Raw genomic sequence first — 26,960 nt, 5'->3', positions numbered from 1 at the left:
GTTCAGTTGTTGCTCCTGCAATGCCGCGGGTTTAATCCAAGAAATTTGATCAAGGTCCAACTACAATGTCATCAACGTCTGCGGCTGAAAATGTCGTCACAGTCCTCCTCTATGCCTTTGCCGGTGATGATTATGCGGCCTCGATTCACAAGCGTTTTTCCCATGTTCGCGTGTTGATCGCGAAAGATCAGGCGTCGCTTGATCAGCACGTGGCGGAGGCAGATGTTCTCCTCGCCCACAGTTTTCCTGCCGAGATCTTTGACAAAGCGCGGCGGCTGCGCTGGTTCCAATGCGCCAGCGCGGGCGTTGACTCAGTCTTATCGATCCGCGACCGCGTCGGCGACCTCGTCGTCACCAATGTCCGCGGTATGCACGGCGAAGTCATCGCGGACTTTGTCATGGCGGGCATGACCATGATGCACTGGGACTTCCCGCGGTTCATGCGGGAGCAATCTCGCAAGGAATGGCGTCCACGATCGATCGCACCGCTCGCGGAACGGACGCTTGGTGTTGTCGGGCTCGGATCGATCGGTACAGCCATCGCTCGCCGAGCCAAGAGTGCGGGCATGACTGTGATCGGCTCGAAGCGTGATGTGACCCAGCCGGTTTCAGGCATCGACACGCTTTTCCCGCCGGAGGGGCTCGCCGAGGTCCTGGGGCTCTCCGACTTCGTCGTCCTTGCTGTTCCACACGTTTCGGAAACCACCAGGCTTATCGGTCGCAAGGAGCTGCAGCTCATGCGCCGCACGGCGTTTCTGATCAATATCGCTCGCGGTTCGGTGATTGCGGAAAACGAGCTCGTCGAGGCGCTTCAGGGGGGCACGATCGCCGGAGCTCTCCTCGACGTATTCGAGCGGGAACCACTTCCGGTGGACAGTCCTCTATGGACGATGCCGAACGTCATCGTCACTCCCCATGTTGCCGGTTGGCTGAGCGACTACAACGCTCGCGCATTGGAGATCTTCAACGACAACCTGCAGCGTTTCCTCGACAGAAAGCCGTTGCGTAACGTAGTCGACCTGAAGCGTGGCTACTGATCGGCGCGCTTGTGCTTTGAGGCTGTCATGACGTGGTTCTGATCTACACTCAGTTATCGGCACGGGTGCCTGGCAACGGACATCCTTCATGAAGGAATTGACGGCGCTTGCAGCCGCTCGTCAGTTGCGCAACGCCAACTCACGAGTCAGACCCTTACACGCTTCTTTGTTTGAGAACTATGAGCAGCGCGCGACACTGGACGCCTACGAAAAAAGGCCTTGCGCGCGCTCATGATGCTCGATTGGCGTGAGTCACTCTGTTCGGGGATTACGATGTATTCCTGGTACCTGCCGCGGCTGGCAAAGCGCCAGAAGGTTTGGGCAACACCGTCGACGCCCGCTTCAACGGAGCTTGGACGATGCTGCGCTTGCCTTGCCTAACTCTGCCAGTGGGCCGGCGTCCTGCGGACCTGCCTATCGAATTACAACTGGTCGCCGCGCGAGGCGACGATGCTACGTTGCTGCGCGCTGCCACCTTCGCCGAAGCGTGCCAAGCGGGTTAGGGGGCAGCGCACAATGGATGGACATTAGGGAGGACGAGACATGCGTACCGTTGATACTCGGGAATGGGAGATCCGCTGCGATCTGGCTGCGGCTTACCGTTTGATAGCCCATTTTGGCATGGACGACCTGATCTTCACTCATTTATCGGCGCGTCTGCCTGGCAAGGAACATCGTTTCCTGCTCAATCCGTATGGCATGATGTTCGATGAAATCACCGCCTCGAGCCTCGTGGTCGTCGACCCCGAAGGACACGCCGTCGAGAAGGCGGAGGTGTCCGAGATCAATAGCGCAGGATTCACCATCCATTCAGCCGTGCACATGAATCGCCATAATGCCCAGTGTGTCATGCACACACATACCCTGGCCGGCATGGCCGTGGCAGCGCAGGACCAAGGGCTGCTGCCGTTGAACCAAATATCGATGGAGCTCTTTGGCCGTGTTGCCTATCACGACTTTGAAGGCATTGCGGATGACCTGGAGGAGCGTGAACGGCTGGCGCGTGATCTCGGCGACAAGGACGCAATGATCCTCAAGCATCATGGCTTGCTCACGGTTGGGCGTAGCGTGGCTGAAGCGTTCTTTAATATGTACTACTTGGACCAATCCTGCCGCATCCAGATCGCAGCTACACAGGGCGGACAAAAAGTTTCCTTGCCGCCCGATGAAGTCGTCGCGCACACGATGGAGCAGAGCAATCGCTATCGCGAGAGTCCGACCTTTGCCTCCCGCACGTGGGCAGCACTCAAACGACGCCTCGATCGTATCAGCCCTGGGTACGGGACCTAATGGTCCGGCACGTGCGCGCCTGAAGCACAGAGAGTAGTGTACGTTGCACCGCGGAATATTCTTGGTCGTTTGGTCGGTGCTTCCGCGGTGGTGCGGCCTCAACGGGTGCGACCGTGACTTCGATTTACAGTTGAAATGAGGGACGACATGACTGCATCGACCATCTGGCATCTGCCGATCGCGGACACCCATAATCTGTCCGCCAGCGCGGGCGCGTTGAGCTTCGTCGGCGGCGCGGCTGACTTCGATACAGCCGGACGGATTCTCAATCCGGGCGACCTCAACAAGCAGATCGAGGGCGCGGTGACCAACATGGCGGAGGCGCTCGCCAGCGAATCCTGCACGCTTGACGACGTGGTCCGACTCAAAGCGCATTACACTGCTGATTGCGATGATTGGGAGGTGATCGCGGCACTGGCCCGCTTCTTCAAGGCAGACCCCATGCCGGCCATCAGCACGGTGCCTGAACCCTTGCAGCCGTTTTCCGGCCAGACGATCCAGATACAGGCCATCGCTCAGCGCGGGTGGCGGACGCACTCCGATGTCCGGGCGGTGCCGCGACCGGTGCCACCGCAGAGGCAGGCGCTGTTCGGCGACCGAGCGATTACCGCGGGCTTGCGCGCGGGCGAGTTCATCGCAGTTGCCAACCGCACGGCGGAGGACACCGACGGCGTTGTGCGCCATCCGGACGACGGCGTGGCCCAGAGCCACTTCATCATGGAGAGGCACGCGGAGACGCTGGCTGCGCTCGGCGCCTCTTTCCAAGACTGCGTCAAGCTGGAGGGTTATTATTTCGGCACAAAGCGCGAGGACTGGGCGCCGCTCGCCAAGGCGCGGGCGACCCACTTTCGCGAGCCTGGGCCGGCCGGTACTGTGGTTCCCTGCCACCGTCTTAATCCAAAGGGCGCCCTGACCAAGGTCGAAGTTATGGCCATGCGCGAACTGTGGAACGGCCGCGACAAATACATCCCGCGCGAGGACCATTGGCCCAAGCGCGTGTGGGACTGGGCGATCCCTGCGGGCTTTCACGGTTGGCCGTACCGCCAAGCCATCCGATTGCGCGATACTGTGTGGCTCGGTGGACAGGTGCCCTTGCGTCCCTACAGCAACACGGGTGGGTGTGTTATGGAAGGCCAGCTCATACCGCAGACCCGCTTCACCATGAGCTATATCGAAGACCTCCTCCGCCCCTTCGGCCGGAGGCCTGCGGATTTGAAGCTTATGGTCTGCTACTTCACCTCGACGGGTACTGAGGCCGAAACGATGGCTTTTGCCAAGACTCTCGCCGATTGCGTGGGTGGCGCGCTTCCGCCCATGACGCTCGTACCAAAGCCCATGATGCACAGCCCCAACACCACTGTGGAGATTTGGGGCGTGGCGCAAGGTTGAGGGTGCTTCGATCCGCTGGGCTACGCGACCTGCTGCCAGCGATGATCGTGGGCCTTACCAGTCATTCGTTGCGCATAATAATTAACCAAGTCATCACGAGGAAAGCATGAAGGCCTTCACGAAGATTATCCTGTTCACCGACAAGGACGGCCGCGCGCGCTTTCGCGAAGAAACGATAGATCTCTCCGAAGGCACGTCGCAAATGCAGCTGTCGGCACGACTTCCGTGCAGCGGTTATCAGGTCCGCCAGAGTCCCGTGGGTTTTGCCTGGAGCTTTCATTGCTCCAGCAGCCCGTTATGGGTCTTCATTCTTAGAGGGCAAATGGAGATCACTCTGCAGGATGGGAGCTCGCGCGTTTTCAAACCTGGCGATTGCTTTTACGCGGCCGACACGCTGCCCGCCGGCGCGACTTTCAATGAGAAAGTGCATGGGCACTCGACACGTCAGGTCGGCTCCGATCCGCTGATCACTATGTTCGTGCACGATTGAGCCAATCTCTTTTGGAAGTCGATCTGCTCTGTATTGTCGCTGATAATCTCAGGTAGGCCACCACAGTAGTGGCGCGTACACTGGTCTGTACGCGGTTCTTCACGCCTGCGGCCCCAGGATCCCGCTGTGCGTTGATCCATAAGTGGCCGTGAAAATTCGCATGTCGACAGCTTGGGATGCAGCGTGACCACAGCTATTGGCGAAGTGCCTCGTCAAGAGCCTTGCAGTCGAGACCGTCAACGCAGTGCGAGGGCCGCGCTGGATTCAAGGCGGTAGCGCAGGCGTCAACTCGGTCTGGTCGATGCGATAGCTCGGCAAGTGAGGCCGAGTGCAGTCACTCGTTGAGGGCGGATGTCGCGCAATCGGGCCGCCAAGCAGTTTTGGGGTAGCGATCAGTATTGCTATCGGTCGGCTGGATGCAGCGGGTCGAGGAGCTCCTGGCCGGATGGGCGGTCACAAGCCGAGGGCGGTTTCGGTAGAGCACGCAGTCTGGGCTTAGCGGGCGAAGTATCAAGGTCGCGTCGAAGCTGAGCGGCCGGCCCTCATCGACGAGATTGGACCCGGCCCGACGTGGGTCCGCTGCGGGGGCTCCGCGCGGCACAGACTTCCGGCCAAGGTTCTCCACGGCGCCGCTGGAAGACCATGACCTCCCTGGCGGCCCTGCGTCACGACCGCATCGATGCGCCATGGTTCATCGAGACGCGGTCTGCGCCGCGATCGGTCACGCACTGGAAGCTTTCACCTCCGAGGAATGAGCCAACTACCTCAGGCTATCGAACTTAATGCCATCACGCTCTAAAAACCAAGTTTGTGTACTTTAAGCGCAGGGCACAGTCGTTTGCGTTGTTCGTTTTAGAAAACATAGCTCGATATTCCTCAATGATTTAGGGCATCGAAGAAAACGTCTGTTCAATTGTTCCCGCATTGATAGTCTTGGCGCGAGATGGCGTTCAGCGCTCTCCAAAAAACAATCCAAATGGCAGGGGGAATACCAAGACAATCTCACTTAATTTGATTCGTGAGGTGCATCCGACCGGGGGCGCCGCGCGCATGGGCGAGTCTGTGAAGCAATGGGCGAGGGCGACTACCTCATCCATGCCCGACGTGAGTCGCCGCGCATCCCTGAGATGGAGCGGGCTAATGCGGCGGTGCAGGACCTCAGCCTGATACGCATTGACTACGATACAAGCACTTTCGCCACAACCTTCTTTACTTCATGAGGGACGAGCCCATGCGCAAAGACCGCTCTCGACTGCTTCTCAATCGCCGCCGCGCTGTCGGCCTGATCACCGCCGGACTCGCGACACCTTTCATCATCCGCTCGGCAGATGCCCAACCGGCCTGGCCCGAGCAGACGACGGTCCCGGATGTCCTCAAGGGCTCGGGAGAACTCCGCGTCGCCAACTACGGTGGCACGGCGCATGAGGCACAGCAGAAGGCATATTTCGAGCCATTCGAGAGAGCGACAGGCATTCAGGTTCGCGCGTTTCCCAGCGCTGATACAACCAAAGTCAAGGCGATGGTCGATACGGGCAATCTCGAATGGGATCTCATACACACCAGCCGCAGCGGGATCATGAGGCTGACGAAGACCGGCGACTATTTCGAGAGGATCGACTACTCGCTGATCGATGACGGCGTGGGCAAAGAGTACCGCTTCGAATATGGGGTGGATATGCTGGTGTGGGCCAACGTGATGGCCTACCGCACCGACGCGTTCAATGGTGCCGCACCTGCAAACTGGGAGGATTTCTGGGACACCAAGAAGTTCCCGGGCGATCGGGCCATGTACGGCATCGGGGCTGGTATGAATCCCGAGATGGAATGCGCGCTGATGGCAGCCGGGGTGCCGGCCGACAAGCTCTATCCGCTCGACGTCGACAAGGCACTGGCAAGCTACGACAAGATCAGGAAGAGCGTGGTCAAGTGGTGGGAGACTGGCGCCCAGCCGCCGCAGATGCTGACGGACCGGGAGGTTGTCATGACCACGGTTTGGAACGGTCGCATGGCGGCGTTGCAGGAGCAAGGCCTACCTGTGGCGATTTGCTGGAATCAAGGACTGGCCATGCGCGATGCTTGGGGCATCCTCAAGGGCGCCAAGAATAAGGTGAATGCCATGAAATTCGTGGCCTATTCGACCATGGCGATCCCGCAGGCGCGCTTCGCGCTCGCGATTCCCTACGGCTCGGTCAACGAAGGGTCCAACAAGTACATCCCACCCGAGCGCCTAAAGGTGCTGCCGAGTGCGCCGGACATCAAGAAGCAACTCGTGCCCTACGACTTCGACTGGTGGACCGACAACCGCGAGATGGCTCGAGCCAAGTTCACCAAGTGGATGCTGGGCTGATGCGCCGATTGCCCGTCCCGAGCGTGTCGAGGGGCTTAGGGCCAAACCCAAAAGCTATTAGATTCTATGGAGCGTGAGTTAATGCCTTTGACTTTGCCTCAGGACGGCAGTTGTATGCGCGGCGCGTCGGTGTCGCTGACCGATCTGAAGAAGAGTTATGGAGGTGTCGCGGCCGTGGCCGGCGTGTCCATCGACGTTCGTTCCGGCGAATTCCTCACTTTGTTGGGCCCTAGCGGCTCGGGCAAGACCACGACGCTCATGATGATCGCGGGCTTTCAGAATCCCAACGCAGGCGACATCTCCATTGACGGGGTCTCGGTGGTCGCCATGCCACCCTATCGCCGCAACATCGGCATGGTATTCCAAAATTATGCCCTCTTCCCGCACCTGACCGTAGCCGAAAATATCGGATTTCCGCTGAAGCAGCGCGGTGTCCCGAAGGCGGAGCGAGCTAGGCTGGTGGGGGAGGCACTCGAGTTGGTGCACCTGCCGGACTATGGCGGGCGCTATCCGCGTCAGCTCTCCGGCGGTCAGCAGCAGCGTGTGGCGGTAGCGCGGGCGATTGTGTTCAAGCCGCGGCTGCTTTTGATGGACGAGCCGCTGGGTGCACTCGACAAGCAGCTGCGCGAAAATCTGCAGTCCGAGATGCGACGCCTGCACGCTGAACTAGGCGTCACCTGCATCTTGGTCACGCACGATCAGGACGAGGCGCTCACCATGTCCGACCGCATCGCCGTCATGAACGATGGCAAAGTGGCGCAGATCGGGCGTCCGGAGGATCTCTACGACCGCCCCAACAATCGCTTTGTGGCGGGCTTCATCGGCCAGTCCAACTTCTTGCCGGCCGTCGTATGCGGTTTGGAGAACGGCGTCGTCGTGGCCAAGTGCGAAGACGTGTTGGTGCGGGCCGTGACTTCACTGCGTCCGACAATCGGCGCTGAAGTCGCTCTGACCATCCGGCCCGAGCGTTTGCGTTTCGCCGACGGGCTTGTCGCACCCGGACCAGACGTCAACCGCATGAGTGTTACCGTGACCGAAGCCGTGTTCGCTGGCGAGCGCTGCCGCTACCAGCTGAAGTCCGACGACCGGACCATTCTAGTACTTAAGGAAGCATCGAGTGCGGCCATACGCCGCCGAGCCGTTGGCCAGCGCGCAGAAATTGCTTGGTCGGTCGCGGACACGATCCTTGTGTAGGGCGAGCTATGTCTGAGGCGATCACAACACTATTCTCAGCCCGTTCGGTAAGCCAAAGAGAATTGTCTGTGTGGAATCGTGCGCGCTCATGCATCATTCCGCTGCTGCTTGCCGCGCCGCTGCTGGTCTACATGGTGGTGTTCTATGCCGTACCCGTCGTATCGATGCTGCTGCGCAGCCTCAACGATCCTAGCTGGTCTCTGGATCACTATGCGGCGCTGCTGGGTGACGTCATCTTCCTCAAGGTCTTCTGGATCACGCTCAGCACGTCGTTTTCGGTCACGCTCAGCACGCTCGTGCTGGCTTATCCGGTGGCGCTTGCGTTGTCACGCGCGCGCTCGAGTGCACCTCTCATTCTGATCGTGATCCTGCTGCCGTTCTGGACGTCGGTGCTGGTGCGCAGTTACGCCTGGATGGTGCTGCTGGGCCGGCATGGTCTGATCAATGAAGCCTTACTGGCGCTTGGTTTGGTTGAAGAACCGATCCGGCTACTCAACACGACCTTCGCAACCGAAATCGCTATGACGCACATCATGCTGCCGTACATGATCCTGCCGATCGCGAACGCCCTGCGACAGATCGACCCCTCACTGGCGCTCGCCGCCTCGGGCCTGGGCGCCACGCCATGGAACACCTTCCGAGAGGTCATCTTGCCCCTGTCCATGCCGGGCGTGGCCGTCGGCGTACTGCTGGTGTTCGTGCTGGCGCTCGGGTTCTACATTACGCCCGCCATGGTGGGCGACGCGCGCGAGATCACCCTCTCGATGCTAATCGCCAACGAGGTCGACCAGCTCAATTGGGGATATGCGGCGACGCTATCTACCGTGCTGCTCGCGACCGCGCTCGGCCTGATCGCCCTTGTACAGCTCCTGCCCGGGGTGGGCAGCGCCTTCAGGATGAACCTCCAATGACTGCCTTCCGCCTCTTGCCTACGTTGATAGTCGGCCTGATCCTGCTGTTCCTCGCCTTTCCGATCATAGTGGTTTTCGTCCTGTCCTTCTCGTCGGCGAACTACCTCACTTTCCCACCACCCGGCTTTGGATTCAGATGGTACATCGTCTACTTTGGCAGCGTCGACTGGCTGCGCGCAACTTGGATCAGCCTCTGGGTGGCGACAGCCGTGGTGGGGCTGTCGACGACGCTCGGCACGCTCGCCGCGGTCGGCATCACCCGCTTGCCGCGGGCGCTTCGGGTCCTCGCGGCCGGCCTCATCCTGTCGCCACTGATCGTGCCCGTGATAGTTGTTGCGATCGGCATCTACTACGCTTTCTCCCGCTACGGGCTGGTCGGCACGCCGGCGGCGATCATGCTGGCGCACACCTGCCTTGCTGTGCCGTTTGTCGTCACCAGCGTAAGCGCCAGCCTATCCGGCATCGATCCTAGACTTGAGCAGGCAGCGTTGAGCCTCGGCGCGACGCCAAGCAGTACGTTCTGGCAAATAACGTTGCCGCTGATCCGGCCAGGCATCCTTGTCGGCGGGCTGTTCGCGTTCATCACCTCATTCGATGAAGTGGTCGTGTCCCTGTTTCTGTCAGGATCAGGTGCCGTCACGTTGCCACGCCGCATGTGGGACGATCTTCGCTTCCAGATTGAGCCTACGATAGCGGCCGTGTCGACTATCACGGTTGTTCTGACGGCATCGCTACTTGCAAGCGCTCACATTCTGCGCAAGCGCACCGAGCAACTGCGAACTGTCTGAAGAATGGGCGAGGACATGTGAACCGGCCCGGGTTTGCCGGAGGCCATTGGTTTAAGTTATGCTGCCATGGCCGGTTGTTCCAGCATGGCGTAGCAGCGTTGCTCACGCAAAAAATGTACTGAGCTCCCTCTCTAGTAACGATATGCCAGGAGATGGGTGCAGGTATGTGCGACCGGGGTTCGTCGGAATGAATCGACGGAGGCTGTTCTGTCGCAGGATTTCTTCGTCGAAAGGCGTCTCATTGCACGAAGAGGGAGTGCCGTCTCGCTAGACTGAGAATCAATAGTTCGTGAAGGTCGAACCGGTTGACTTAGTAATCTTCCTAACAAAGAGGCGGACCGCAGCATGGCCGACCAAGTTCTTGCCGTCCTCGACGCGCTTGATGGGCGCAGCGCTGCGGTTCTCACGCGGACCTCTGATGCACATCGTTGGCCCGGTGCCGTCCGCTCTAGTGCACGGCGCTTTCTCAAAAACGAGATTCTGGCGAGGATTTCGCTTCAAGAGCTCGCGGCAATAGGAGAATTCCTCGAGCCGATTGTTTTAAAAGAGCGGATGGTGCTGCAAGAGCCGAAAAGGCCACTCGATCATGTCTATTTTATAGAGTCCGGACTTGTCTCGCTCAGAATAGTTGCCGCCGGAAGCGTTCTTGAAACAGCGGTGATAGGACACTGCGGAGCTATCGGCGCTTCGCTCTTATTCGGACCGCATCTTGCGACTCATCAATCTGTTGTACTTTTTCCGGGCAGCGCGCACAGAATTGGTGTCGAGGATCTGCGACGCGTGATGCATGATCACTCTGAAATTCGAGAACATCTTCTCCGGTACGTCCATGCGTTGGACTTGCATTGCGCTCAGAGCGGGTTGTGCGGCGTGCGCCACGATCGGGAGAAACGGCTCGCGTGCTGGCTGTGTTTGGCGAGTGATGCCCTCGATGCTAATGTGCTTCCGGTTACGCATGATTACCTTTCTTCCGTCTTGGCACTGCGCCGCGCTGGGGTAACGGAAACCCTAATCCGATTCGAAGAACAAAAACTGATCCGCAAAACTCGCGGCGTGCTGCGGATTGAAGAACGTTCGTGCCTCGAGCAAAGGGCATGCGGTTGTTACAAGCTTATTTCAGCCGCCTACGCCTCAACCGAACCCGCAATGTCAGCCACCAACCCATAGCGCCAGGTGACGAACGGCGCGACGTTGGGTGTGGGCTACTATTTCTAGCGAGAGTATGCCGACCCGCGTGTCGCGTGTTCGGTTCGACACGGAGTGCTCCGCGTTGCCGGTACTCCAGAGTGTGGGGCGATTATCCAGAGTTTTGCGCCGTGACGACAATGCTGAAGCGGCGCCTCCCACGCAACGCAAGGTGCAGCTCATTGCGATCGCCCAAGCGGCTTGGGTTCGCAATGTATTCGTACAGTATACAATACGATTGACTTTTCAGAGGGCAAATCATCGTCGCCAATGCGCTTCGCGTCTTCCGGCGTGCGCATGGCGCGACGCCTATGTCTTACAAGCCGCGTGTTCGTTTTTCGCTTGTCAGTAGGTGCATCGTTCCTTCCGACCTTTTCCGAGGCATCGCACATGCGCGCCGCTGGGGGCGGCTCAGCGTCTGTCGCACGCTCAGACGCCCTTCGGGGCTCTTGCCATTATGGAGCGTTCAATCTCGAACAGCGCATCAATCCGCCTCACGACCTCGATCGCAATCGGAGAGAGCAGGATTTCCTTCTTTCCGGCGCCCTTGCGCCGCGCATTCTCTTGTCGGCATGGCAAAGAAGAGTATCCCTCCGGCGGCGGCCGCCTTGTGTCGTTTGAGAGGCGGCCCAAGAATTTGACCTTAAATCTAGCGTTAAGGTCACGTGGCGAATGCAAGTCAATGTGTTGGGCGCCGAGCGTCGGCGGCGATGGAGTTACGACGAGAAGGTTCGCCTTGTCGAAGAGACCTTGCAGGCTGGCGAGACGGTCTGCGGCGTCGCGCGCCGGCACGGGGTGGCTCACAGCCTGCTGTTCACCTGGCGTCGACAAGCGCGCCAGGGTCGACTGGGCGGTGATGCCGTGCTAGCTCTCATTCCCGTCGAGATCACGCCCGTGGCGGCTCCGATCTCGAGCGAGGCGCCACAACCAGTGGCTTCACCGCCTGCGCAGCGCGCAAGGGCTGGAATCATTGAAATCGAGCTTGGCGGCGGCTGTCGCGTTCGCGTTGACCGTGACGTGGACGGCGAGGCCCTGCAGCGAGTACTTGAGCTGCTGCGGCGACGATGATCCCGATTCCGAGCGGCGTCAGGGTTTGGATCGCCACTGGCCACACCGACATGCGTCGCGGCATGCAAAGCCTGGCTCTTACGGTTCAAGAGAGCTTGAAGCGCGATCCCATGCCGGCGAACTCTATATCTTCCGGGGCCGCCGCGGTGACCTCGTCAAGATTCTTTGGCACGACGGGCTGGGCATGTCGCTCTACGCCAAGCGCCTTGATCGTGGCAAGTTCATCTGGCCGTCGGCGTCGGCCGGCGCGGTATCGATCTCAGCGGCGCAGATGGCTTATATGCTGGAGGGCATCGACTGGCGGAATCCGCAACTAAGCTGGCGGCCGCAAAGTGTGGGCTGAGCGAAGAAATCTGCGGTTGCTGCCATTTTCGGGAGTCCCATCGCGTCCAATCTGTGATTCACTGCGTCGCATGGATGCCGACCGCGACGCTGTTCCGGATGACATTGCCGTCCTGAAGGAGGCGCTGGCGGTCGAGCGCGCGAAGGGTTTGGAGATAGCCGCCGAGCTCGCGGTCGCCCGCGCGAAAGCGTCGGAAGACGAAGCGCTGATCGCCCAGCAGCAGTTGCAGATCGCCAAGCTGAAACATCAGATCTATGGGCAACGGTCGGAACGTTCGGCGCGGCTGATGGAGCAGTTGGCGCTGACGTTCGAAGAGCTGGAAGCCGACGCCACCGAGGACGAACTGGCGGCCGAACGAGCCGTGGCGAAGACGACGACGGTGCGCTGCGGGTGGTTGTGACCGCGATATCCTTTGTCGACGTGGATACCGCGAGCCTCCACCCCGGTGAGCTTCTCCATGTCGGCGATTACGGGACCGAGCGTGTGCCCATCGAAGGGATTGCCATGCAGCGCCTTGGCATGGAGCACGAACTGGCCGCCCTTCGGAGACGTCACAGGGGTGGCGATGCTGACCTTACAGCCGAACTCGTAGGGGGCGCGGGCTTTACCCTTGCCGATGCACTCAACCTCCGGAGCATGTAACGCATAGACCTTCGGACCGCGCTGATGCTGATCCTGGCTGCGCACCTGCTGCGCTAAACCCAGCAACGGGCCGAAGCGAGCTTCCAGTACCGTATCGCCATCAATCTTGCGGCGGACGTCGCGGATGATCCGGCCAAGCCGTGTCCGCAGGAACTTGAGCTGCCGCCGGGCGCGTTTGAACTGGTGGGCGTGGGTATAGCGGCCGGTCATGATGGCGGCGCGCTTGGCCAAGCGCAAATAGCTCTGGCGTAGCGGCACACGGTTGCGCTTGGCGAGCCCGACCAGCTTGATGATTGCTCGATGCAGCAGCCGCGCGTCAGTCGGATGCGCGACCGCCTTGGGCTGCACCGTGGTATGTGCGCCATGACGGCGCGAAGAAGGAGGTTGAGTATGTAGACCATCTTCCGAGCAGCCTTGCTGCGCAAGAGATGAGGGCAGGCCCCTCGGACTCGGATTGCAGGATCAGAGTCCAAACCGCCACAAGCTGCTTTAGCTCAATGGCTGAGGTGGTGAGCGTTGCTGGAAAAGGCGGGCAATCAGCCTGTCAGGTGAGCCACGGGAAGACGAACGCAAGTAAACCGCCGATGATGCATCGAAAGTACAGTTCAGATGTTGTCGAAACCAGGGGCGATACCACCTCCTGGGATCAAGCGCGGCGAGAGCCTGTGTATTGGCCGGGCGGCAACCGGTGTAGAGGCGGCGCGATCCCGATGGCAGGCTCTTGCGCGGAACATGGGAACCTGCGTCGCGATGCCAAGGGAGACCCCAAAGGCGGCGGACCCGCCGAGGGCAGAGTACCAATGCGCGACGCAGGGGCGGACGGGTTCGTAATAGTGATGAGGCCCGGTAATACGGGCGGAGCGAAGGGACCCGATCTTCCAGCCAAAGTCACAAGCCAACCGGAAACGGGAGGAGCCGATGACTGAGGCAAAGTCGTATCAGATCCCCAAACATCTCGTTTGGGAAGCTTGGAAACAGGTGAAAGCGAACCGCGGGTCAGCGGGTGTGGACGGGGTCTCCATCGAGGAATTCGAAAAGGACTTGAAGAGAAACCTCTACAAGATCTGGAATCGAATGTCGTCGGGGACATACTTTCCGCCTCCCGTCCGTCTCGTGGAAATTCCCAAGGCTAATGGAGGGAAGCGTCCGTTAGGAATACCCTCTATAGCTGACCGCGTGGCTCAGACGGTTGCAAAGATGGTGATGGAGCCGACGATGGAACGAATATTCCATCCGGACTCCTACGGCTATCGGCCCGGCCGTTCGGCGCTTGACGCAGTGGGGACAGCGCGAAAGCGTTGCTGGAAATTCGACTGGGTTATCGACCTTGATATCAAGTCGTTCTTCGACTCGATTCCTTGGCACCTGATCGAAAAGGCCGTCGCCCACCACACGGAACTGAGTTGGATTCGTCTCTACGGTAAAGCGGTGGCTGCAAGCTCCCGTGGAGAAAGAAGACGGAATCCCTGTGGAGAGAACACGCGGAACCCCTCAGGGTTCGGTGGTTTCACCGCTGCTCGCAAATTTGGTTCTGCACTACGCATTCGATCACTGGATGCAGCGGACCTTCCCTTGTTTGTGTTTCGAAAGATACGCTGACGATGCGATAGTCCATTGCAGAACTGAAAGCGAGGCTCGAATCGTGATGGAGGCGATCCGGAAACGTCTTGCGGAATGCGGTCTGGAGCTCCACCCGGAGAAAACCCGGATCGTCTACTGCAAAGATAATAAACGGAGAAAGGAATGCGAACACATCTCGTTCGACTTCCTTGGCTACACCTTCCAGCCGCGCAGCGCTCGCGATCGAAAGGGCGAGAAGTTCCTCAACTTCCTCCCGGCAATCAGCAACAAGGCTGCCAAAGGAATCCGACAAACCATTCGCTCATGGCGACTGGGTTCGACGCGAAACCACTGGAGTCTTGAAGAACTCGCCAAGCTGATTGATCCTGTCGTGCAAGGATGGCTGAACTATTACGGACGGTTTTACCGGACGGAATGTGTCAATGTCCTTCGTCACATTAACGACGCGCTCGCCCGTTGGACGAGGCGGAAATACAAGCGGTTGAAAGGCCGGAAAGTCGCCTCAGTATATTGGTTGGGACGGCTCGCACAGCGCGATCCGAACCTCCTCTATTTGTGGCGAGTCGGCATTCGACCTGCGGCTGGAAGATAGAAGCCGGATGAATCGAGAGGTTCACGTCCGGTTTCGTGAGAGCCTCGGGGTGCAATTCCCCGGGGCTACTCGACCGACCACCACGCGCTCCAGGTCCTTTGGGCCGAGGGCGCCTGTCTTGTGCGCCCCCGACAGACTTTCTTGGATTAGCGCAACGAGCTGCTCCTCGCCGAGCCGCTGCCGCCAGCGCGTCATCGACGATCGATCGATCGAACGGCAGGCGGTGGCGGAAGCTCAGCTCGCCGCAGAAGTATTGGCAATAGGGGTTCTCGATCCAGCGAGCGCACAGCACCTCATCTGACAGGTTGTGCATGTGCTTCAAAATGAACAGGCCGGCGACTAGCCGCGTCGGCAAGCCCGGCTGTCCCGACCCTGCTTGGCACACCGAACTGAAGCACTCATTCAGGATGTTCCAGTCGATCAGCGCTGCCAACCGCACCAGCGGATGACCCATGTCGATGATCTGATCAAGCGCCGGAAGCACAGGTCTTTCTGGCGATCATCCCGCGGCTTGCTCATCGCAATCCCCAATGTCGACGACGCCGTCAGAGAATCACGAATCAACTAAAAGCAAAACTCAAAACGCAAGAAAGCGAGGTCCAATACCCCGCTTTCCTGCAAAATCGAATACTACATCAAGACCAATTCTGCTTATTTCTCAGGTCAATTCGCATTCTTCACGGACGACTTGATATGCGAGTTAACCGACCGACAGAGTCGTAGTTCGTACATAACGTACCTTGAACTTCATCTTTAGTACCATTCGTACGGTTCTGACGCGATTAGAGCACTCTGACCGAGAGCGCCGATGCGTTCGTACGTTTTGTACTAAGTTTTCACGCCGATATCGAACGCAATCTGTCAACGTAGATTTGCGAGCGGCGGAATGGTCCGCGCCGCGACGTCAGCGGTAAATCTAGCAGCCGACGTTCGGGAAGGCCCTGTCGATCGCGAATGATTGGGGGCGAAGATGGCCAAGTTCTGGGGTGAGCGGCCACTCTTCACGTGAAACAATTGGAGGTCTTTTATGAGGATGGCTAAGAGCCTATTTCTCGGTTCGGCGGCGGGTCTGATCACCTTGGGTGTGGCGCAGGCGGCTGATCTTCCTGTCAAGGCCAAGGCGATCGAGTATGTCAAGGTCTGCTCTCTGTATGGCGCCGGCTTCTATTACATTCCGGGCACTGACACGTGCATCAAGTTGGGTGGCTACCTGCGCGCTGAAACGACATTCAACACGAGCTACCATTATGCAGCGCCGGACAGTGGTGTGGGTGGCGCGCACAACCGCCTGAGCGAATATTACAGCGCGCGCGTCCGCCAAGATCTCTCGATCGACACGCGTACAGCGACCGAGTACGGCGTGCTCCGTACGTTCGCCGAGCTGGCTTGGACCTATACAGGGGGTGCCTATAGCGGTAACGGGGCGGGCGGCACGACGTATACGACGGGGATTGGTAATCAGGTCGCTCAGGGTACCCCCGGTCTCTATTACGCGTTCATTCAATTCGCTGGCTTCACGTTCGGCAAAGCGACGTCTCAGTTCAGTACTCCTTGGGGCCAATATGCGGCGCAATCCTTCGAGCTAACAGGTGCTGGCGGTTGGGATCCCGTGAACCAGATCGCCTATACATTTGATTTCGGGCAAGGCATCTCGGCCTCGTTGTCGGCCGAGGATCAGGTTTCCCGCAACCAGCTCGCTGTCTGGAACGTGAGCGCCGCGTCAGTTGGAGGCCTTGCTGCCGGTGCGTACGGCGCTAACGATTTCGGGGGGGCGAGGGCTCCAGACCTCATCGGATCCGTTACTGTTGACCAGAGTTGGGGTTATTTCAAAGCCTCGGTCGCAGCGCACAATAACCATGTTGCTTACTATGGCGCGACCGAGCTCACTGGCCATCCGGATGATAAGTGGGGCGGGGCCGGTCAGCTGGCATTGTCGATCAAGAACATTCCGACCGGTGCCGGCGATACGATCAACATGACAGCTGTGTATACGAAGGGTGCGAGCCGTTACAACTTCCACGACTACACGAATGCGCCCAGTTACGCGATGTACGGAAGCACGGGTCTCGCGGGTGCGTACCAGAGCGTCGGGCTCGCTGGTGTGTCTGACTCGGTGTTTGTGCCGGGATCCGGCCAGGAGCTGACTACGACATTCGGCTTCAACGGCGGTTACACCCACAACTGGGACCCGCAGTGGGCCAGCAGCGTCTTCGGGTCCTGGTCTGCTGTGCGCTACAACGGTACGGCCAAGGGTTATATCTGCGGTGCTGTCGTTCCAGGTCTTGCGCTCTCGACAGGCCTTGCTGGCTGCAACCCCGATTTCAACTTCGCCACTGTCGGTACAAGGACGGGTTGGACTCCGGTCAAGGGCCTGACCTTCTCAGCCGAACTCGCGTACACGATGCTGGACCAGAAGTACGCAAGCGGAAGCACGGTCACTTTGCCGGTGCAGAATTCGATTGCCAAGCCGGGTACTACGTATGAGCTGAAGGACCAGAATGCGTTCACGCTAGTGGTCCGAGCTCAGCGCAATTTCTAATTCTCTATTAACTAACGGAAGGAGAAAAGACGCGCTGTTGCTCATCTATGTGTTAACCTCCAAGAAGGCCTCCGGCATGCCCGCCGGAGGCCTTTTCTCACTCCGACGTGAAACGAGATGACCGCTTCGCAGCCACTCGTGACAAATTCGCGAGTCAGCACCACCAGCCTATCAGTTTCGTCGCGCGGGAAAGAAGCTCGCTCCAACCAAGAGGAGTTTGGCAGCTAGTTCAATCGCTTCATCGGCGTCGCCGCCCGATTCGGCTAAAAACAGTTCGGCGATCTCAACACGCGCGGCAAATACCGCAATCGTAAAAAGTTGCGATGGTCACCATGCCGAGTAAAAGCGCTGCCAGACCGGCACGCTTGACGCCGGATCCGTCGTTACGGCCGACCGCGTGGCCGACGCGTATGGCCGCAGCCATGCTGATACCGAAAGAAACACCAATAGGATAACATCGACTTGAACAGCGATCTGATGGGCAGCGAGCGCGCTGGTGCTAATCAGGCCGGCCAAAAGCGCCGCGGCCACGAACAGGCCATTTCCTATCATTGAACCAACTGAGATCGGTATCCCGATCACCAGCAGCTGACGCATCAACGGCCAGTCGAAGTGCCAAAGACGTTCAAACATGCGGTAGTCGCATAGATCAGTAGATAAACTAAGCCGGCATTTACGGGGATCGCCGCGACCGCGCTCATGAAGCTACGGAGCACCTGAAAGCAAAACGCCGGTGCAATGCCCCATACGATCCCGAGAAGGTATTGCTGGGCGAGACGCGCCGCGTTGGGAGGCCGCTTAAAGGCGAGCAGCAGTTGTTCTCCGCACAATGCGAGGGCTGTGATCGGAAGCGAAAGCAGCAACGCCATCCATAAGCGCGTGCGTACCGTACCTCGGATCGCAAGTAGATTGCCTGCCCCAAACGCCTGAGCCGCTAGGGGGGCGACCGCCGCCAGGAGGCCTGCGCCAAAGGTGAAGCTAACCAGATAGACCCTGTCCGCCAGTGCCGCCGCTGCGAGTGCCTAGCTGCTAATGCGACCGATTAGGGCGAGATCAGTCGTCATCATTGCGATCTGCCCAACCTGCGTCAGGATTATCGGCAGCGCGAATCTTGCAAGTTCGCGCAGCTCGTCAGTAAGCTCATGAACGTCTGTTGCCTGTCTCCTAACTCCGAGTGGAGAATGCGGGGTCGGTTTTGTTTCAGCTATCTTATCTCTGGAAGCCTTTATCAAAGATGCCCTCTATCATCGAGACGAACCCTCTTTGCCACTCCGATCGAGGAGGGCGCTTCAGAACTGGCCGGTGCGCGTCAGAGCTTAGAGCGCCCCACCGGTTTGAAGCTCTTCCGAGCCTGCGTGTAGCGACTGCTCGCTTTATACTCCGTCGCTTGGCTCCTGCGTTTCAATGCTTCCGCGCCGAAATAGCGCTCACCGATTTGGAGCGACGGCAGACTATTGCTCAGCTGGTCGATCACCTGGCGAAGATATGGCTTCCAACCGAGCAATGAGAGCGTGCCGGCATTCGTCAGTCGAGCCTGCGTCCGACGCCAGCGCGTACTGAAGGACGACAATGCCAGTGATCATCGCTGCGATCTTTGGGCATCCGATGCCGCTCCGCGAACAATATCAACTATTAACATTGGTGGTATCTACCTGGGTTGGGGCCCGGGCTGGGATCGATCGCAATTGTTCGGGAATCTATCTGACAACGCTTGCTCAAGCCCGATCACATGTTGCGATCAACCGGCTGGAATCACCGCGAAGGTCATGTTCTCGTGTGACCTGGTGCTCGTTCCCGAGTGCCGCGAAGCAGAAAATAGATTGATACATTGCAATTTTGAGCAATGCGCGTCTAGAGGCGCGGCACTGCACTAGACTAGGACGCCCTCACACTTGGTAGGTCTGTTCTCGTCAATTCTTATGTAGGGTGAATTTACGACAAAAACACTGCGTGAACTAAGCGGTATTTCTCTCCTCTAGGGCCCTTTCTCACGGAATTGCGAACAAAGTGGATGCATTTCTTTGCGGCGCTCCGCTTGAGTTCGGGGCTTGCTCATACGAGTGGAGCTGTAGCGAGTGCTTGCGTCACTCTATCGACATCGAGGAACGGCGAAAGGTCGAGATTGAGTTCAAACAGTTCAATGCATCACGCTAGAACAGGCAATGAAGGGAGACAACGCATGCGGGCCGACGAGGAAATGAAGCTCGGACTGTATCTCACTCGGGCGGGATACCATGAAGGCGCTTGGCTCGATCCAAGCGTACCCCTCAGTGGAGTAGGGGATGTCGAGCGTTATGAAGAACTTGCACGACTCGCCGAAAGTGCCGCTTTTCACTTCGTATTTGTCGCTGATCATCAAGGCATAATAGATGGTCACGCAACCATGTCACGTGTAGGTCGTAACGATGGCCTCGAGCCGATTACGCTGTTGTCGGCCCTTTCATCCCGAACTCGGGACATCGGTCTTGTTGCGACAGCGACGACCACTTACTATCAACCGTACAATCTTGCGCGAATGTTCGCATCACTTGACCATCTATCGAAAGGGCGCGCAGCCTGGAACATTGTTACCTCCGCCATGGCTCCCGAAGCTCACAATTTTGGTGAAGAGCGACTGCCAGATCACGACAAGCGTTACGCTCGAGCGAGCGAGTTCGTGGAGATAGTCAAAGGCCTTTGGGACACTTGGCAGGACGATGCTTTCGTTCGCGACAGGCAAACTGGTATTTACGCTGATACTACGAAGCTACATGTGCTCAATCATCGGGGAAACTATTTTTCGGTGAGAGGGCCCTTGAACATTGCAAGGCCCCGGCAAGGGTATCCCGTGTTGGTTCAGGCTGGCGCGTCCAATACAGGTATAGCCTTCGCTGCCGAAGTTGCCGAAGTCGTGTTCACCGCCGAGCCATCTCTTGAGAACGGTAAGCGATTCTACGCAGGTCTCAAGCAAAAAGCGCGGGCACTCGGGCGGAATGAGGATCAAGTGGTAATCATGCCGGGCATTGTTCCGATAGTTGGAAAAACTAAGCAAGAAGCCTCTGAGAAACTTCAAAGGTTAAGGGCGACCACGCACATTGACGTTCAAGTTGGGGCGGCCGATCTTTGGTTAGGCTCAGTCACCGATCTACGTTCGGTGAATCTTGACGCGTTGGTCCCTGAGACTTTGCCGGGGACGAATTCCATCCAGAGTCGTCAGAAGCTGCTCGTCGACGTTGCCGCACGTCAGAAATTTACCTGGAGACAACTGATCCAATTGATATCAGACAGCAAAGGACATCTCATGGTTGTTGGAACGCCGGAGGAAATTGCTGACGCCATGGTAGATACGTTTGATCAACACGCGGCTGACGGATTTAATGTGTTACCAGCGACTGCGCCTGGCGGTCTGAGAGACTTTGTTGACCTGGTAGTTCCTGAATTGCGTCGGCGAGGGAAATTCCGATCGAAATACTTCGGAAAAACCCTAAGAGAGAATCTCGGCCTCGAGCGACCAGCGAATCAGTTCGCCCAGTAAACAGCTACCAACTCAGCCAACTCTCGGTATGCGCATCTGGAGCAGAGAGCTGGCATCGGTTGTCTGAACAGCAATTCCGCGTCGATAAGTGGAGCTTCTGCCGAGTTAAGCTGCCGCGCGGAACGGCAGCGGGCTGAAGTAAGCTTGATCCGGGGTACCCCGGTCAAGGCTCGAGTGGGGACGCCGGCCATTGTAAAAGGCGAGGTATCGGCCGATTGAGGCGCGGGCGTCGGAGACGGTGTCGTAGGCGCGCAGATAGACCTCTTCGCATTTGACGCTGCGCCACAGCCGCTCGACGAACACGTTGTCGCGCCAGGCGCCCCGGCCGTCCATGCTGATATGCCATGACTGGCGAGCACGCCGGTGAAAGCGGCGCCCGTGAACTGCGAGCCTTGGTCGGTGTTGAAGATGTCCGGCTTGCCGTGGCGAGCGAGAGCGTCCTCCAGCGTCTCGACGCAGAATGCGGCTTCCATCGTAATCGAGACGCGCCACGACAGCACCCGGCGGCTGAACCAGTCGAGAACCACCGCGAGATAGACGAAGCCGCGCGCCATCGGGATGTAGGTGATGCCCATCGCCCAGACCTGGTTCGAGCGTGTGATCTCCATCCCGTGCAGCAGATACGAATAGATCTTGTGCCCGGGTTCGGGCTTGGTGGTACGCGGCCGGCGGTAGAGCGCCTCTATCCCCATCCGCCGCATCAGCGTTTTGACATGCCGGCGGCCGATCTTGCACCCCTCGGCAGCCAGCAGGTCTCGCAGCATTCGCGAACCGGCGAAAGGAAACTCCAAATGCAGCCGGTCAAGCCGTTGCATGATCGCGAGGTCGGCGGGCGACACCGGACGTGGTAGATAATAGACACTGCCACGGCTGATCTTCAAAACTTCCGCCTGTTTCGTGATCGGCAGGTCGTGCTCACGGTCGATCATCGCTTTGCGCTCAGCAGGCCGGCTTTGCTGAGCGCGCCTTCTAAAAAATCGTTCTCAAGCGTCAGCTCCCCGATCTTGGCGTGCAGCATTTTCACGTCCACCGCGGGCTCGCTCGTTCTGTTGCCATCGCCAGGACCAAATACCTCGGCCGCCGCTTCCTGAAGCTGAGACTTCCACTGCGTGATCTGGTTCGGATGCACGTCGAAATGCTCAGCCAGCTGGGCCAGCGTCATCTCGCCCTTGATCGCCGCTAACGCCACCTTGGCCTTGAATGCCGGTGCGTGCTGCCGGCGGGCTCGTCTGCTCATCGTCTCTCCTGATTCGCGGGACAATCTTGCCCGCCGTCAGGCAGAAACTCCACCTATCGCCCTGTCCAGATTCCCGGAGCCAGCTCTCAGTTGTGTCGTTCGGGAAACAGTCCGCTAGCTGCATTTCACTGAGTTGTAAACGGTCGCTTGGTTGTTCACGTTGCAAGAAGCCGTGGTAGGTGCGCATCCTCGCCGCGTCACTCGAATCCAACGTGCGCTCGTACCCTCGTTTCTTTCTAGCCATTTTCAGCTGATCGCAGGGCTCGACTATGCTTACTGAGGATGGCCGAAAGGTAACGGTGGAAACCGTATCGTTGCACATCGGAGGCGATCGAACTAAAGGCTGCTGGTGCGACCGTGCGAGTGGACCTCCAGTTGGTTCTGCCGCGTACGATCTCGACAGAGTTCGGGGAAGTGGAAAGTTTTCGTGGTCTCAGATGATCGCATCTTCGGATGGATACAGCGCAAGCTTGACTGCGTTTAGTTCTGCGGCTAGCCAATTTGCAAAGAGTCGCACGTAAACTTTGTATCGTGCCTTCAATGTGCGATGCATGTTAATGGTGAATGCATGCCTTGAGGAGAACGTTGCCAGCACGTCATGTTTAGCAGTTTATGAGAATGTGGGAGAATTGATGTTGCTTCTGCCCATCAGCGCCGCGCCGGGGCCGGCGGCGAGCGCTGCGTTTGGCCGAACCACTGTGATTCCGGCTTTCAAACTGAAGGCTCGAACAAGCGCAAGCGAAATCGCCCACTATTAACGGACTGTCATCGAGCCGATTGCTGGCGAACAAGCCGCGTGGCGTTCCTCTGTCTTCAATGGCATCTTCTGCGTCCTCAGATCAGGAACACACTTGCGAAGATGGGCCTATATGCTGGAAGGGATCGATTGGCGGAATCCGCACTTGAGCTGGCGGCCGCAAAGTATTTTGGGAGTTCCAACGCATCTAATCTGTGATTCACTGTGTCGCATAGATGCCGACCGCGACGCCGATGCGGGTGACGTCGCAACCTGAGAGAGGCGCTGGGAGCCGATCGCGCGAAGGGTTTGAAGGTCGCCGCTGAGCTCGCGGTCGCTCGCTCGAAAGCGTCGGAAGACGAGACGCTGATCCCACAGCAGAAGCTAAGATCGCCCGGCTGAGCATCAGATCTATGGGCAACAGTCGGAACGTTCGGCGCGGCTGATCGAGCAGGTGGCGCTGAAGTTCGCAGATCTGGAAGCCGCCTCCACCGAGGACGAGCTTGCGGCGGGTCGGGCCGCGGCGCAGACGACGACGTTCCCGGGAGTTACCCGCAAGGTAAGCCCCCGGTGAAGCTTACGATTACCCACATTTTTTGAGGTGCACTGAGCCGAAAAACTTGAGTCGCCAGAATCACTTGTGATTCTTTGATGGGCACCTGATTCGAGAAGAGGTGCTCTATGGGACTGACTTCACGCGCCCGGGATGAGAACGCCCATCGTTTGGCGTCTGACGCGGTGAGTTGGTTTGATCGTGAAGCTGCGCTGTGCGAATTCCAGGACGCTCGACTTGGCGAGAGATTTCGCATGCTGCTGAAGCAGATTGGTGGAGACATCGGACAGAGCATTCCGATGGTTTGCCAAGACTGCGCGAATACCAAGGCGGCCTATCGTTTCTTCTCCAATGAACGAGTAAGCGAGGCCGACATCCTGTCTGGTCATTTTAAATCGACGCGGGAACGCATCGCGGCTGCGAAAGGGCCTGTTCTTGTTCTGCATGATACGACCGAATTCACCTATCAAAGGGAGCGCCCGGATCTGATCGGGATGATTAAGCGCATCCCCAAAAGCAACTCTCGAAGATTGGACGGAAAACCCCAAACGTACACGACATGCGGAATATTGATGCATTCGAGCCTTGCGGTGACCCTTGAGGGGCTTCCACTGGGGCTCAGCGCCGTGAAGTTCTGGACCAGAAAGAAATTCAGAGGGGTCGCTGCGCTCAGGCGCGAGGTCAACCTGACACGGATCCCCATTGAAACCAAGGAGAGCATTCGGTGGCTGGAAAACCTCAAGCAATCCACGGAGCTTTTTGAGAAGCCATCGAAGTGCATCCATATCGGTGATCGTGAGGCCGATATTTATGAATTGTTTTGCGCCGCCCAAGAGGTTGGAACGCATTTCTTGGTAAGGACCTGTGTCAATCGCCTGGCAGGCGATGGCGATCATACCGTTGCAACGATAATGGACGAGGTCGCGGTCAAAGGTCTCCACCGGATCGAAGTCCAGGATAGTAAGGGCAATCCAGACCAGGCTGTTCTTGAAATCCGGTATCGTAAAATCCGTATTTTGCCACCGATAGGCAAGCAGTCGCGGTATCCAGCTTTGACTTTGACAGTGATCCACGCTGATGAAAGAGGAGCGCCAAAGAACAGAAAGAAAATTGAATGGAAACTCCTGACCGATCTTCCGGTGCAATCGCGCGGCGATGCGATCGAGAAGCTCGATTGGTATTCCTTGCGATGCAAGATCGAGGTCTTCCACAAGATACTCAAATCCGGCTGTAGGGCAGAGGACTCGCAACTGCGGACTGCTCAGCGATTGACGAATCTGATCTCGGTGTTCTGCATTGTGAGCTGGCGCATTTTTTGGATGACGATGCTCAATCGTTCAGCGCCAAATGTCTCACCGGAATTTGGGTTGACCAAAGCTAATTGCTTGATCGGCTCGTCAAAGACAAAAATCCAGTCAGCACCCAACGAAAGACATTGTCGCATTATCTCATCAAGATCGCCAGGCTCGGCGGCTATCTCGCCCGCGCCAACGATCCGCCACCAGGGAATCTGATCATGTGGCGCGGACTATCGCGATTCATTGATATCGCAACGGGAGCGAAGCTCTGACTCAAAGATGTGGGTAATCGTAAGCTACGCCGAATGGGTACGCTTGTCCGCGTGCATCAGCATGGTATGGCGCGACAATCAGGATGAGAGGTCTCACCTTGATCGCCGCCGCCCAGCATGGGGTTCTGTAGCCGGTGCGTCTGGCTTGAGCCCCGACGGGACACGCGACGCCGAACTTGCCGGAAGACTGTTGTCTCGTTTGAAATCTGGGCAATGCTGCTTGCCGACCGTGGCTATGACGCTAACTGGATCAGACGCCTGTTCATCCGGATTCCTAATGGTGGCAAACTAACGTGCCGAACCGGCGACGATTGCCCTCGCTGAGAGGTACCTAAGCGACTTGATATTCCTTCGTCGCTACCGTCGCAGTTGCGTGTCTCATCTCGCGCGCGTCGTGCTCCGGACTATCCAGTCTGGTAGCTGCCCGGGTCGCACATTCGGTGGTTTAGTCCTTTTAATGCAAGAGAGATCGAGCTGCGTTTGACGTATGTGCAGGACCACCGATTGGCTTGATGTTACCAAGCCTCCGTGTTGTACCCGCAACTGGGCGGCAGACCTCGCATGTCTTGCAAATCAACGTGGGGACAACCAGATGTTACAGCGAAGCCCGCCCTTTAGTGTTCAGCCATCTCGCGCGGCTTGCTGCGTGTGAGTGCAGGCGCGCTCGAAAGACCAAGTGCACTTCACATCGTGAGACCCGCCGCGTGCTCTCTTTTTTCACCATCCATGCTCGCAGCTTCTCCCCTTTACGGCCAATTACAGTGGAAGGAAGCTCTTCCTCTGCTCGATCGCATTGCGCACATGTCAGATGCCCATCAGAACGCAGTGCATGCTGCCGGGCAGAAACTGAAGCTGAGTCAGCTCGGAGCACCTGCCTCCCTTCCGGACGGCTTCGCCGTCTTGCTTACGGCTAAGTGAACAAATTTGGAGCAGGCGTTACGCCTTCAGTCACCACGACATCATCGCAGATGCGCACAAAGGAGCATTCAATGAAGAAGACGAACTGCTCGGAGGCTTATGCATACCTCAACTGGCAGGAGGTCCTCGAATGGGCGGATAGGTTAAGTGAAAGCCAGATCTACTGGAAAGATGAAGGCCCACTATCAATGAGAAAACCCATTCTTTTAGACGCCGCGCAACGTGTGCGTGGCAGAAAGCTGTCTTCCTGACGAGATCTGATCTTCCCCCGAAAAAGTGGAAGGGTTTAAGCGGCTTTTAGCTCCATCTCGATCGGAGGGATATATCCGATGAATGGAGCCTGGTGCGATTGTAGAGCCCTCGATGAAGGCGAAGATATCGCGTTGGGCGTAGGTGCGGGTCTTATGCTGACGATGATGAACGAGCTCGGTCTTGAGGGTGTGGAGGAAGCTCTCCATCGGGGCATTGTCGACGCATTCGGCCCTGCGGCTCATCGATGCGGGAAGGCCCGCGGCTGCGATAGATGTGTGAAGCGTACTGTCGGAATGATGGATCAATCCGGAGCGGGCCGCTGCTGGCGGACCGCGATTGTTAGCGCGGAGGAGACGAGTTTGACCCGCATGTGATCCTGCATCGCCCAACCGACGATCCTGCGGCTGAAGAGGTCCATGACGGCGGCCAGATGCAAGCAGCCCTCCGCGGTCGGGATGTAGGTGATATCAGCCAGCCAGATCCGATTTGGGGCTGCGGCGGTGAAGTCGCGCGCGAGCAGGTTCGCCGCAATCGGCAGAGCATGGCGACTGTCGGTGGTGCGGACCCGACGTGGCGGCGCCGTGATCGCCCGAATGCCATGCCGCCGCATCAGCAGTTCGATCCGGCCCCGGCTGACCCCACGTCCCTGCGTCCGCACTAGGGCATGCACATATCTCTGAGGCTCCATCCTGCTGAGACGGCGTGGAAGTATTCGAGGCCGTTTTTGAAGGTGATCGGGCCCGGCGGCTTGGACGATGGGTAGCCGTCCCAGCCGCCGAGACGG

20 protein-coding genes and 7 pseudogenes are annotated in these 26,960 nt (G+C 58.3%); 20 read left to right on the top strand and 7 right to left on the bottom strand.

Annotated elements, in window-relative coordinates; all coding sequences use genetic code 11:
- Positions 1-65: 65 nt before the first annotated feature.
- From ACTEK7_RS36165 to ACTEK7_RS36125, 9 genes are all read left to right on the top strand, one after another.
- The gene (locus tag ACTEK7_RS36165; protein ID WP_225131219.1) at positions 66-1,037 is read left to right on the top strand and encodes a D-2-hydroxyacid dehydrogenase; all 972 of its coding nucleotides are present in this window, start codon (positions 66-68) and stop codon (positions 1,035-1,037) included.
- Positions 1,038-1,580: 543 nt separating this feature from the next.
- Positions 1,581-2,327, top strand: coding sequence for a class II aldolase/adducin family protein (locus ACTEK7_RS36160; RefSeq protein WP_225131218.1), 747 nt, complete (start codon positions 1,581-1,583; stop codon positions 2,325-2,327).
- A 147-nt stretch (positions 2,328-2,474) separates the two neighbouring features.
- Positions 2,475-3,716: a Rid family hydrolase gene (locus ACTEK7_RS36155; protein WP_225131217.1), complete on the top strand. Its 1,242-nt coding sequence runs from the start codon at positions 2,475-2,477 to the stop codon at positions 3,714-3,716.
- A 106-nt stretch (positions 3,717-3,822) separates the two neighbouring features.
- On the top strand, positions 3,823-4,206 hold the full coding sequence (locus ACTEK7_RS36150) for a cupin domain-containing protein (protein ID WP_225148736.1): 384 nt from the start codon (positions 3,823-3,825) through the stop codon (positions 4,204-4,206).
- Positions 4,207-5,437: 1,231 nt separating this feature from the next.
- The gene (locus tag ACTEK7_RS36145; protein ID WP_225131215.1) at positions 5,438-6,553 is read left to right on the top strand and encodes an ABC transporter substrate-binding protein; all 1,116 of its coding nucleotides are present in this window, start codon (positions 5,438-5,440) and stop codon (positions 6,551-6,553) included.
- Positions 6,554-6,634: 81 nt separating this feature from the next.
- A complete protein-coding gene (locus ACTEK7_RS36140) occupies positions 6,635-7,747 on the top strand; it encodes an ABC transporter ATP-binding protein (RefSeq protein ID WP_463671695.1) in 1,113 nt (370 codons plus the stop codon).
- 68 nt (positions 7,748-7,815) lie between these two features.
- Entirely contained in the window at positions 7,816-8,658 is an 843-nt protein-coding gene (locus ACTEK7_RS36135; protein ID WP_225131210.1) for an ABC transporter permease, read from the top strand.
- Complete coding sequence (locus ACTEK7_RS36130) at positions 8,655-9,446, top strand: ABC transporter permease (protein ID WP_225131208.1); 792 nt, start codon at positions 8,655-8,657, stop codon at positions 9,444-9,446. Before ACTEK7_RS36135 ends, ACTEK7_RS36130 begins: the two co-directional genes overlap by 4 nt.
- 345 nt (positions 9,447-9,791) lie before the next feature.
- The gene (locus tag ACTEK7_RS36125; protein ID WP_225131206.1) at positions 9,792-10,613 is read left to right on the top strand and encodes a Crp/Fnr family transcriptional regulator; all 822 of its coding nucleotides are present in this window, start codon (positions 9,792-9,794) and stop codon (positions 10,611-10,613) included.
- 421 nt (positions 10,614-11,034) lie between these two features.
- On the opposite strand, the pseudogene ACTEK7_RS36120 reads toward ACTEK7_RS36125, so the two are convergent.
- A pseudogene (locus tag ACTEK7_RS36120) lies at positions 11,035-11,198 on the bottom strand (IS66 family transposase); the annotation flags it as partial.
- Positions 11,199-11,303: 105 nt separating this feature from the next.
- On the opposite strand from ACTEK7_RS36120, the gene tnpA reads away from it, so the two are divergent.
- The 3 genes and pseudogenes from tnpA to ACTEK7_RS36105 all read left to right on the top strand — a co-directional run.
- Positions 11,304-11,699: an IS66-like element accessory protein TnpA gene (gene tnpA, locus ACTEK7_RS36115; protein ID WP_463671694.1), complete on the top strand. Its 396-nt coding sequence runs from the start codon at positions 11,304-11,306 to the stop codon at positions 11,697-11,699.
- Positions 11,614-12,042 carry an IS66 family insertion sequence element accessory protein TnpB gene (tnpB, locus tag ACTEK7_RS36110; protein WP_249789237.1) on the top strand — a complete coding sequence of 143 codons (429 nt, stop codon included), beginning with the start codon at positions 11,614-11,616 and terminating at the stop codon, positions 12,040-12,042. The genes tnpA and tnpB overlap by 86 nt, the downstream gene beginning before the upstream one ends.
- A gap of 70 nt (positions 12,043-12,112) precedes the next feature.
- Positions 12,113-12,424: pseudogene (locus tag ACTEK7_RS36105) on the top strand (transposase domain-containing protein); the annotation flags it as partial.
- Here the strand turns inward: ACTEK7_RS36105 and ACTEK7_RS36100 are convergent.
- A pseudogene (locus tag ACTEK7_RS36100) lies at positions 12,424-13,038 on the bottom strand (transposase family protein); the annotation flags it as partial. The pseudogenes ACTEK7_RS36105 and ACTEK7_RS36100 sit on opposite strands and share 1 nt — an antisense overlap.
- Positions 13,039-13,602: 564 nt before the next feature.
- Between ACTEK7_RS36100 and ACTEK7_RS36095 the strand changes: the two are divergent.
- The 3 genes and pseudogenes from ACTEK7_RS36095 (at position 13,603) to ACTEK7_RS36085 (ending at position 14,857) form a co-directional block, all read left to right on the top strand.
- The gene (locus tag ACTEK7_RS36095) at positions 13,603-14,283 is read left to right on the top strand and encodes a reverse transcriptase domain-containing protein (protein WP_474810783.1); all 681 of its coding nucleotides are present in this window, start codon (positions 13,603-13,605) and stop codon (positions 14,281-14,283) included.
- Positions 14,180-14,407: pseudogene (locus ACTEK7_RS36090) on the top strand (reverse transcriptase domain-containing protein); the annotation flags it as partial. The gene ACTEK7_RS36095 and the pseudogene ACTEK7_RS36090, both read left to right, overlap by 104 nt.
- Positions 14,393-14,857 (top strand): group II intron maturase-specific domain-containing protein, encoded by a 465-nt coding sequence (locus ACTEK7_RS36085; RefSeq protein ID WP_474810790.1) that lies wholly within the window; start codon positions 14,393-14,395, stop codon positions 14,855-14,857. The pseudogene ACTEK7_RS36090 and the gene ACTEK7_RS36085, both read left to right, overlap by 15 nt.
- 75 nt (positions 14,858-14,932) lie before the next feature.
- Here the strand turns inward: ACTEK7_RS36085 and ACTEK7_RS36080 are convergent.
- Positions 14,933-15,376 (bottom strand): annotated as a pseudogene (locus ACTEK7_RS36080) (transposase); the annotation flags it as partial.
- Positions 15,377-15,884: 508 nt separating this feature from the next.
- Between ACTEK7_RS36080 and ACTEK7_RS36075 the strand changes: the two are divergent.
- Entirely contained in the window at positions 15,885-17,396 is a 1,512-nt protein-coding gene (locus ACTEK7_RS36075; protein WP_225131443.1) for a porin, read from the top strand.
- 327 nt (positions 17,397-17,723) lie between these two features.
- Here ACTEK7_RS36075 and ACTEK7_RS36070 read toward each other — a convergent pair whose 3' ends face one another.
- Positions 17,724-18,029 (bottom strand): hypothetical protein, encoded by a 306-nt coding sequence (locus tag ACTEK7_RS36070; RefSeq protein WP_225131445.1) that lies wholly within the window; start codon positions 18,027-18,029, stop codon positions 17,724-17,726.
- Positions 17,993-18,382: an MATE family efflux transporter gene (locus ACTEK7_RS36065; protein WP_249791745.1), complete on the bottom strand. Its 390-nt coding sequence runs from the start codon at positions 18,380-18,382 to the stop codon at positions 17,993-17,995. Before ACTEK7_RS36065 ends, ACTEK7_RS36070 begins: the two co-directional genes overlap by 37 nt.
- 1,193 nt (positions 18,383-19,575) lie before the next feature.
- Between ACTEK7_RS36065 and ACTEK7_RS36060 the strand changes: the two genes are divergently transcribed.
- Positions 19,576-20,910: an LLM class flavin-dependent oxidoreductase gene (locus ACTEK7_RS36060; protein ID WP_225131447.1), complete on the top strand. Its 1,335-nt coding sequence runs from the start codon at positions 19,576-19,578 to the stop codon at positions 20,908-20,910.
- Positions 20,911-21,015: 105 nt separating this feature from the next.
- Here ACTEK7_RS36060 and ACTEK7_RS36055 read toward each other — a convergent pair.
- Positions 21,016-22,147, bottom strand: a pseudogene (locus ACTEK7_RS36055) (IS3 family transposase).
- 968 nt (positions 22,148-23,115) lie between these two features.
- Here ACTEK7_RS36055 and ACTEK7_RS36050 point away from each other — a divergent pair.
- The 3 genes and pseudogenes from ACTEK7_RS36050 to ACTEK7_RS36040 form a co-directional block, all read left to right on the top strand.
- A pseudogene (locus ACTEK7_RS36050) lies at positions 23,116-23,442 on the top strand (IS66 family transposase); the annotation flags it as partial.
- 122 nt (positions 23,443-23,564) lie between these two features.
- Positions 23,565-24,950: an IS4 family transposase gene (locus ACTEK7_RS36045; RefSeq protein WP_225131448.1), complete on the top strand. Its 1,386-nt coding sequence runs from the start codon at positions 23,565-23,567 to the stop codon at positions 24,948-24,950.
- Positions 24,951-25,995: 1,045 nt separating this feature from the next.
- Positions 25,996-26,175, top strand: a complete 180-nt coding sequence (locus ACTEK7_RS36040) for a hypothetical protein (RefSeq protein WP_225131450.1) — start codon at positions 25,996-25,998, stop codon at positions 26,173-26,175.
- A gap of 302 nt (positions 26,176-26,477) precedes the next feature.
- On the opposite strand, the gene ACTEK7_RS36035 is transcribed toward ACTEK7_RS36040, so the two are convergent.
- Complete coding sequence (locus ACTEK7_RS36035; protein WP_463671696.1) at positions 26,478-26,834, bottom strand: DDE-type integrase/transposase/recombinase; 357 nt, start codon at positions 26,832-26,834, stop codon at positions 26,478-26,480.
- Between the last annotated feature and the right edge of the window lie 126 nt (positions 26,835-26,960).

This window comes from Bradyrhizobium sp. JHI2711 (genome assembly GCF_056156565.1).
Note: the sequence above shows the minus strand (reverse complement) of the source record. Positions and strands in the feature narration are given on the sequence as shown.

Excerpts from the sequence above, each read along its gene's own strand:
- ACTEK7_RS36165 (WP_225131219.1), top strand. The coding sequence starts at position 66 with ATGTCATCAACGTCTGCGGCTGAAAATGTCGTCACAGTCCTCCTCTAT.
- ACTEK7_RS36160 (WP_225131218.1), top strand. The coding sequence starts at position 1,581 with ATGCGTACCGTTGATACTCGGGAATGGGAGATCCGCTGCGATCTGGCT.
- ACTEK7_RS36155 (WP_225131217.1), top strand. The coding sequence starts at position 2,475 with ATGACTGCATCGACCATCTGGCATCTGCCGATCGCGGACACCCATAAT.
- ACTEK7_RS36150 (WP_225148736.1), top strand. The coding sequence starts at position 3,823 with ATGAAGGCCTTCACGAAGATTATCCTGTTCACCGACAAGGACGGCCGC.
- ACTEK7_RS36145 (WP_225131215.1), top strand. The coding sequence starts at position 5,438 with ATGCGCAAAGACCGCTCTCGACTGCTTCTCAATCGCCGCCGCGCTGTC.
- ACTEK7_RS36140 (WP_463671695.1), top strand. The coding sequence starts at position 6,635 with ATGCCTTTGACTTTGCCTCAGGACGGCAGTTGTATGCGCGGCGCGTCG.
- ACTEK7_RS36130 (WP_225131208.1), top strand. The coding sequence starts at position 8,655 with ATGACTGCCTTCCGCCTCTTGCCTACGTTGATAGTCGGCCTGATCCTG.
- ACTEK7_RS36125 (WP_225131206.1), top strand. The coding sequence starts at position 9,792 with ATGGCCGACCAAGTTCTTGCCGTCCTCGACGCGCTTGATGGGCGCAGC.
- tnpA (WP_463671694.1), top strand. The coding sequence starts at position 11,304 with ATGCAAGTCAATGTGTTGGGCGCCGAGCGTCGGCGGCGATGGAGTTAC.
- ACTEK7_RS36095 (WP_474810783.1), top strand. The coding sequence starts at position 13,603 with ATGACTGAGGCAAAGTCGTATCAGATCCCCAAACATCTCGTTTGGGAA.
- ACTEK7_RS36075 (WP_225131443.1), top strand. The coding sequence starts at position 15,885 with ATGAGGATGGCTAAGAGCCTATTTCTCGGTTCGGCGGCGGGTCTGATC.
- ACTEK7_RS36070 (WP_225131445.1), bottom strand. The coding sequence starts at position 18,029 with ATGTTTGAACGTCTTTGGCACTTCGACTGGCCGTTGATGCGTCAGCTG.
- ACTEK7_RS36060 (WP_225131447.1), top strand. The coding sequence starts at position 19,576 with ATGCGGGCCGACGAGGAAATGAAGCTCGGACTGTATCTCACTCGGGCG.
- ACTEK7_RS36045 (WP_225131448.1), top strand. The coding sequence starts at position 23,565 with ATGGGACTGACTTCACGCGCCCGGGATGAGAACGCCCATCGTTTGGCG.
- ACTEK7_RS36040 (WP_225131450.1), top strand. The coding sequence starts at position 25,996 with ATGAAGAAGACGAACTGCTCGGAGGCTTATGCATACCTCAACTGGCAG.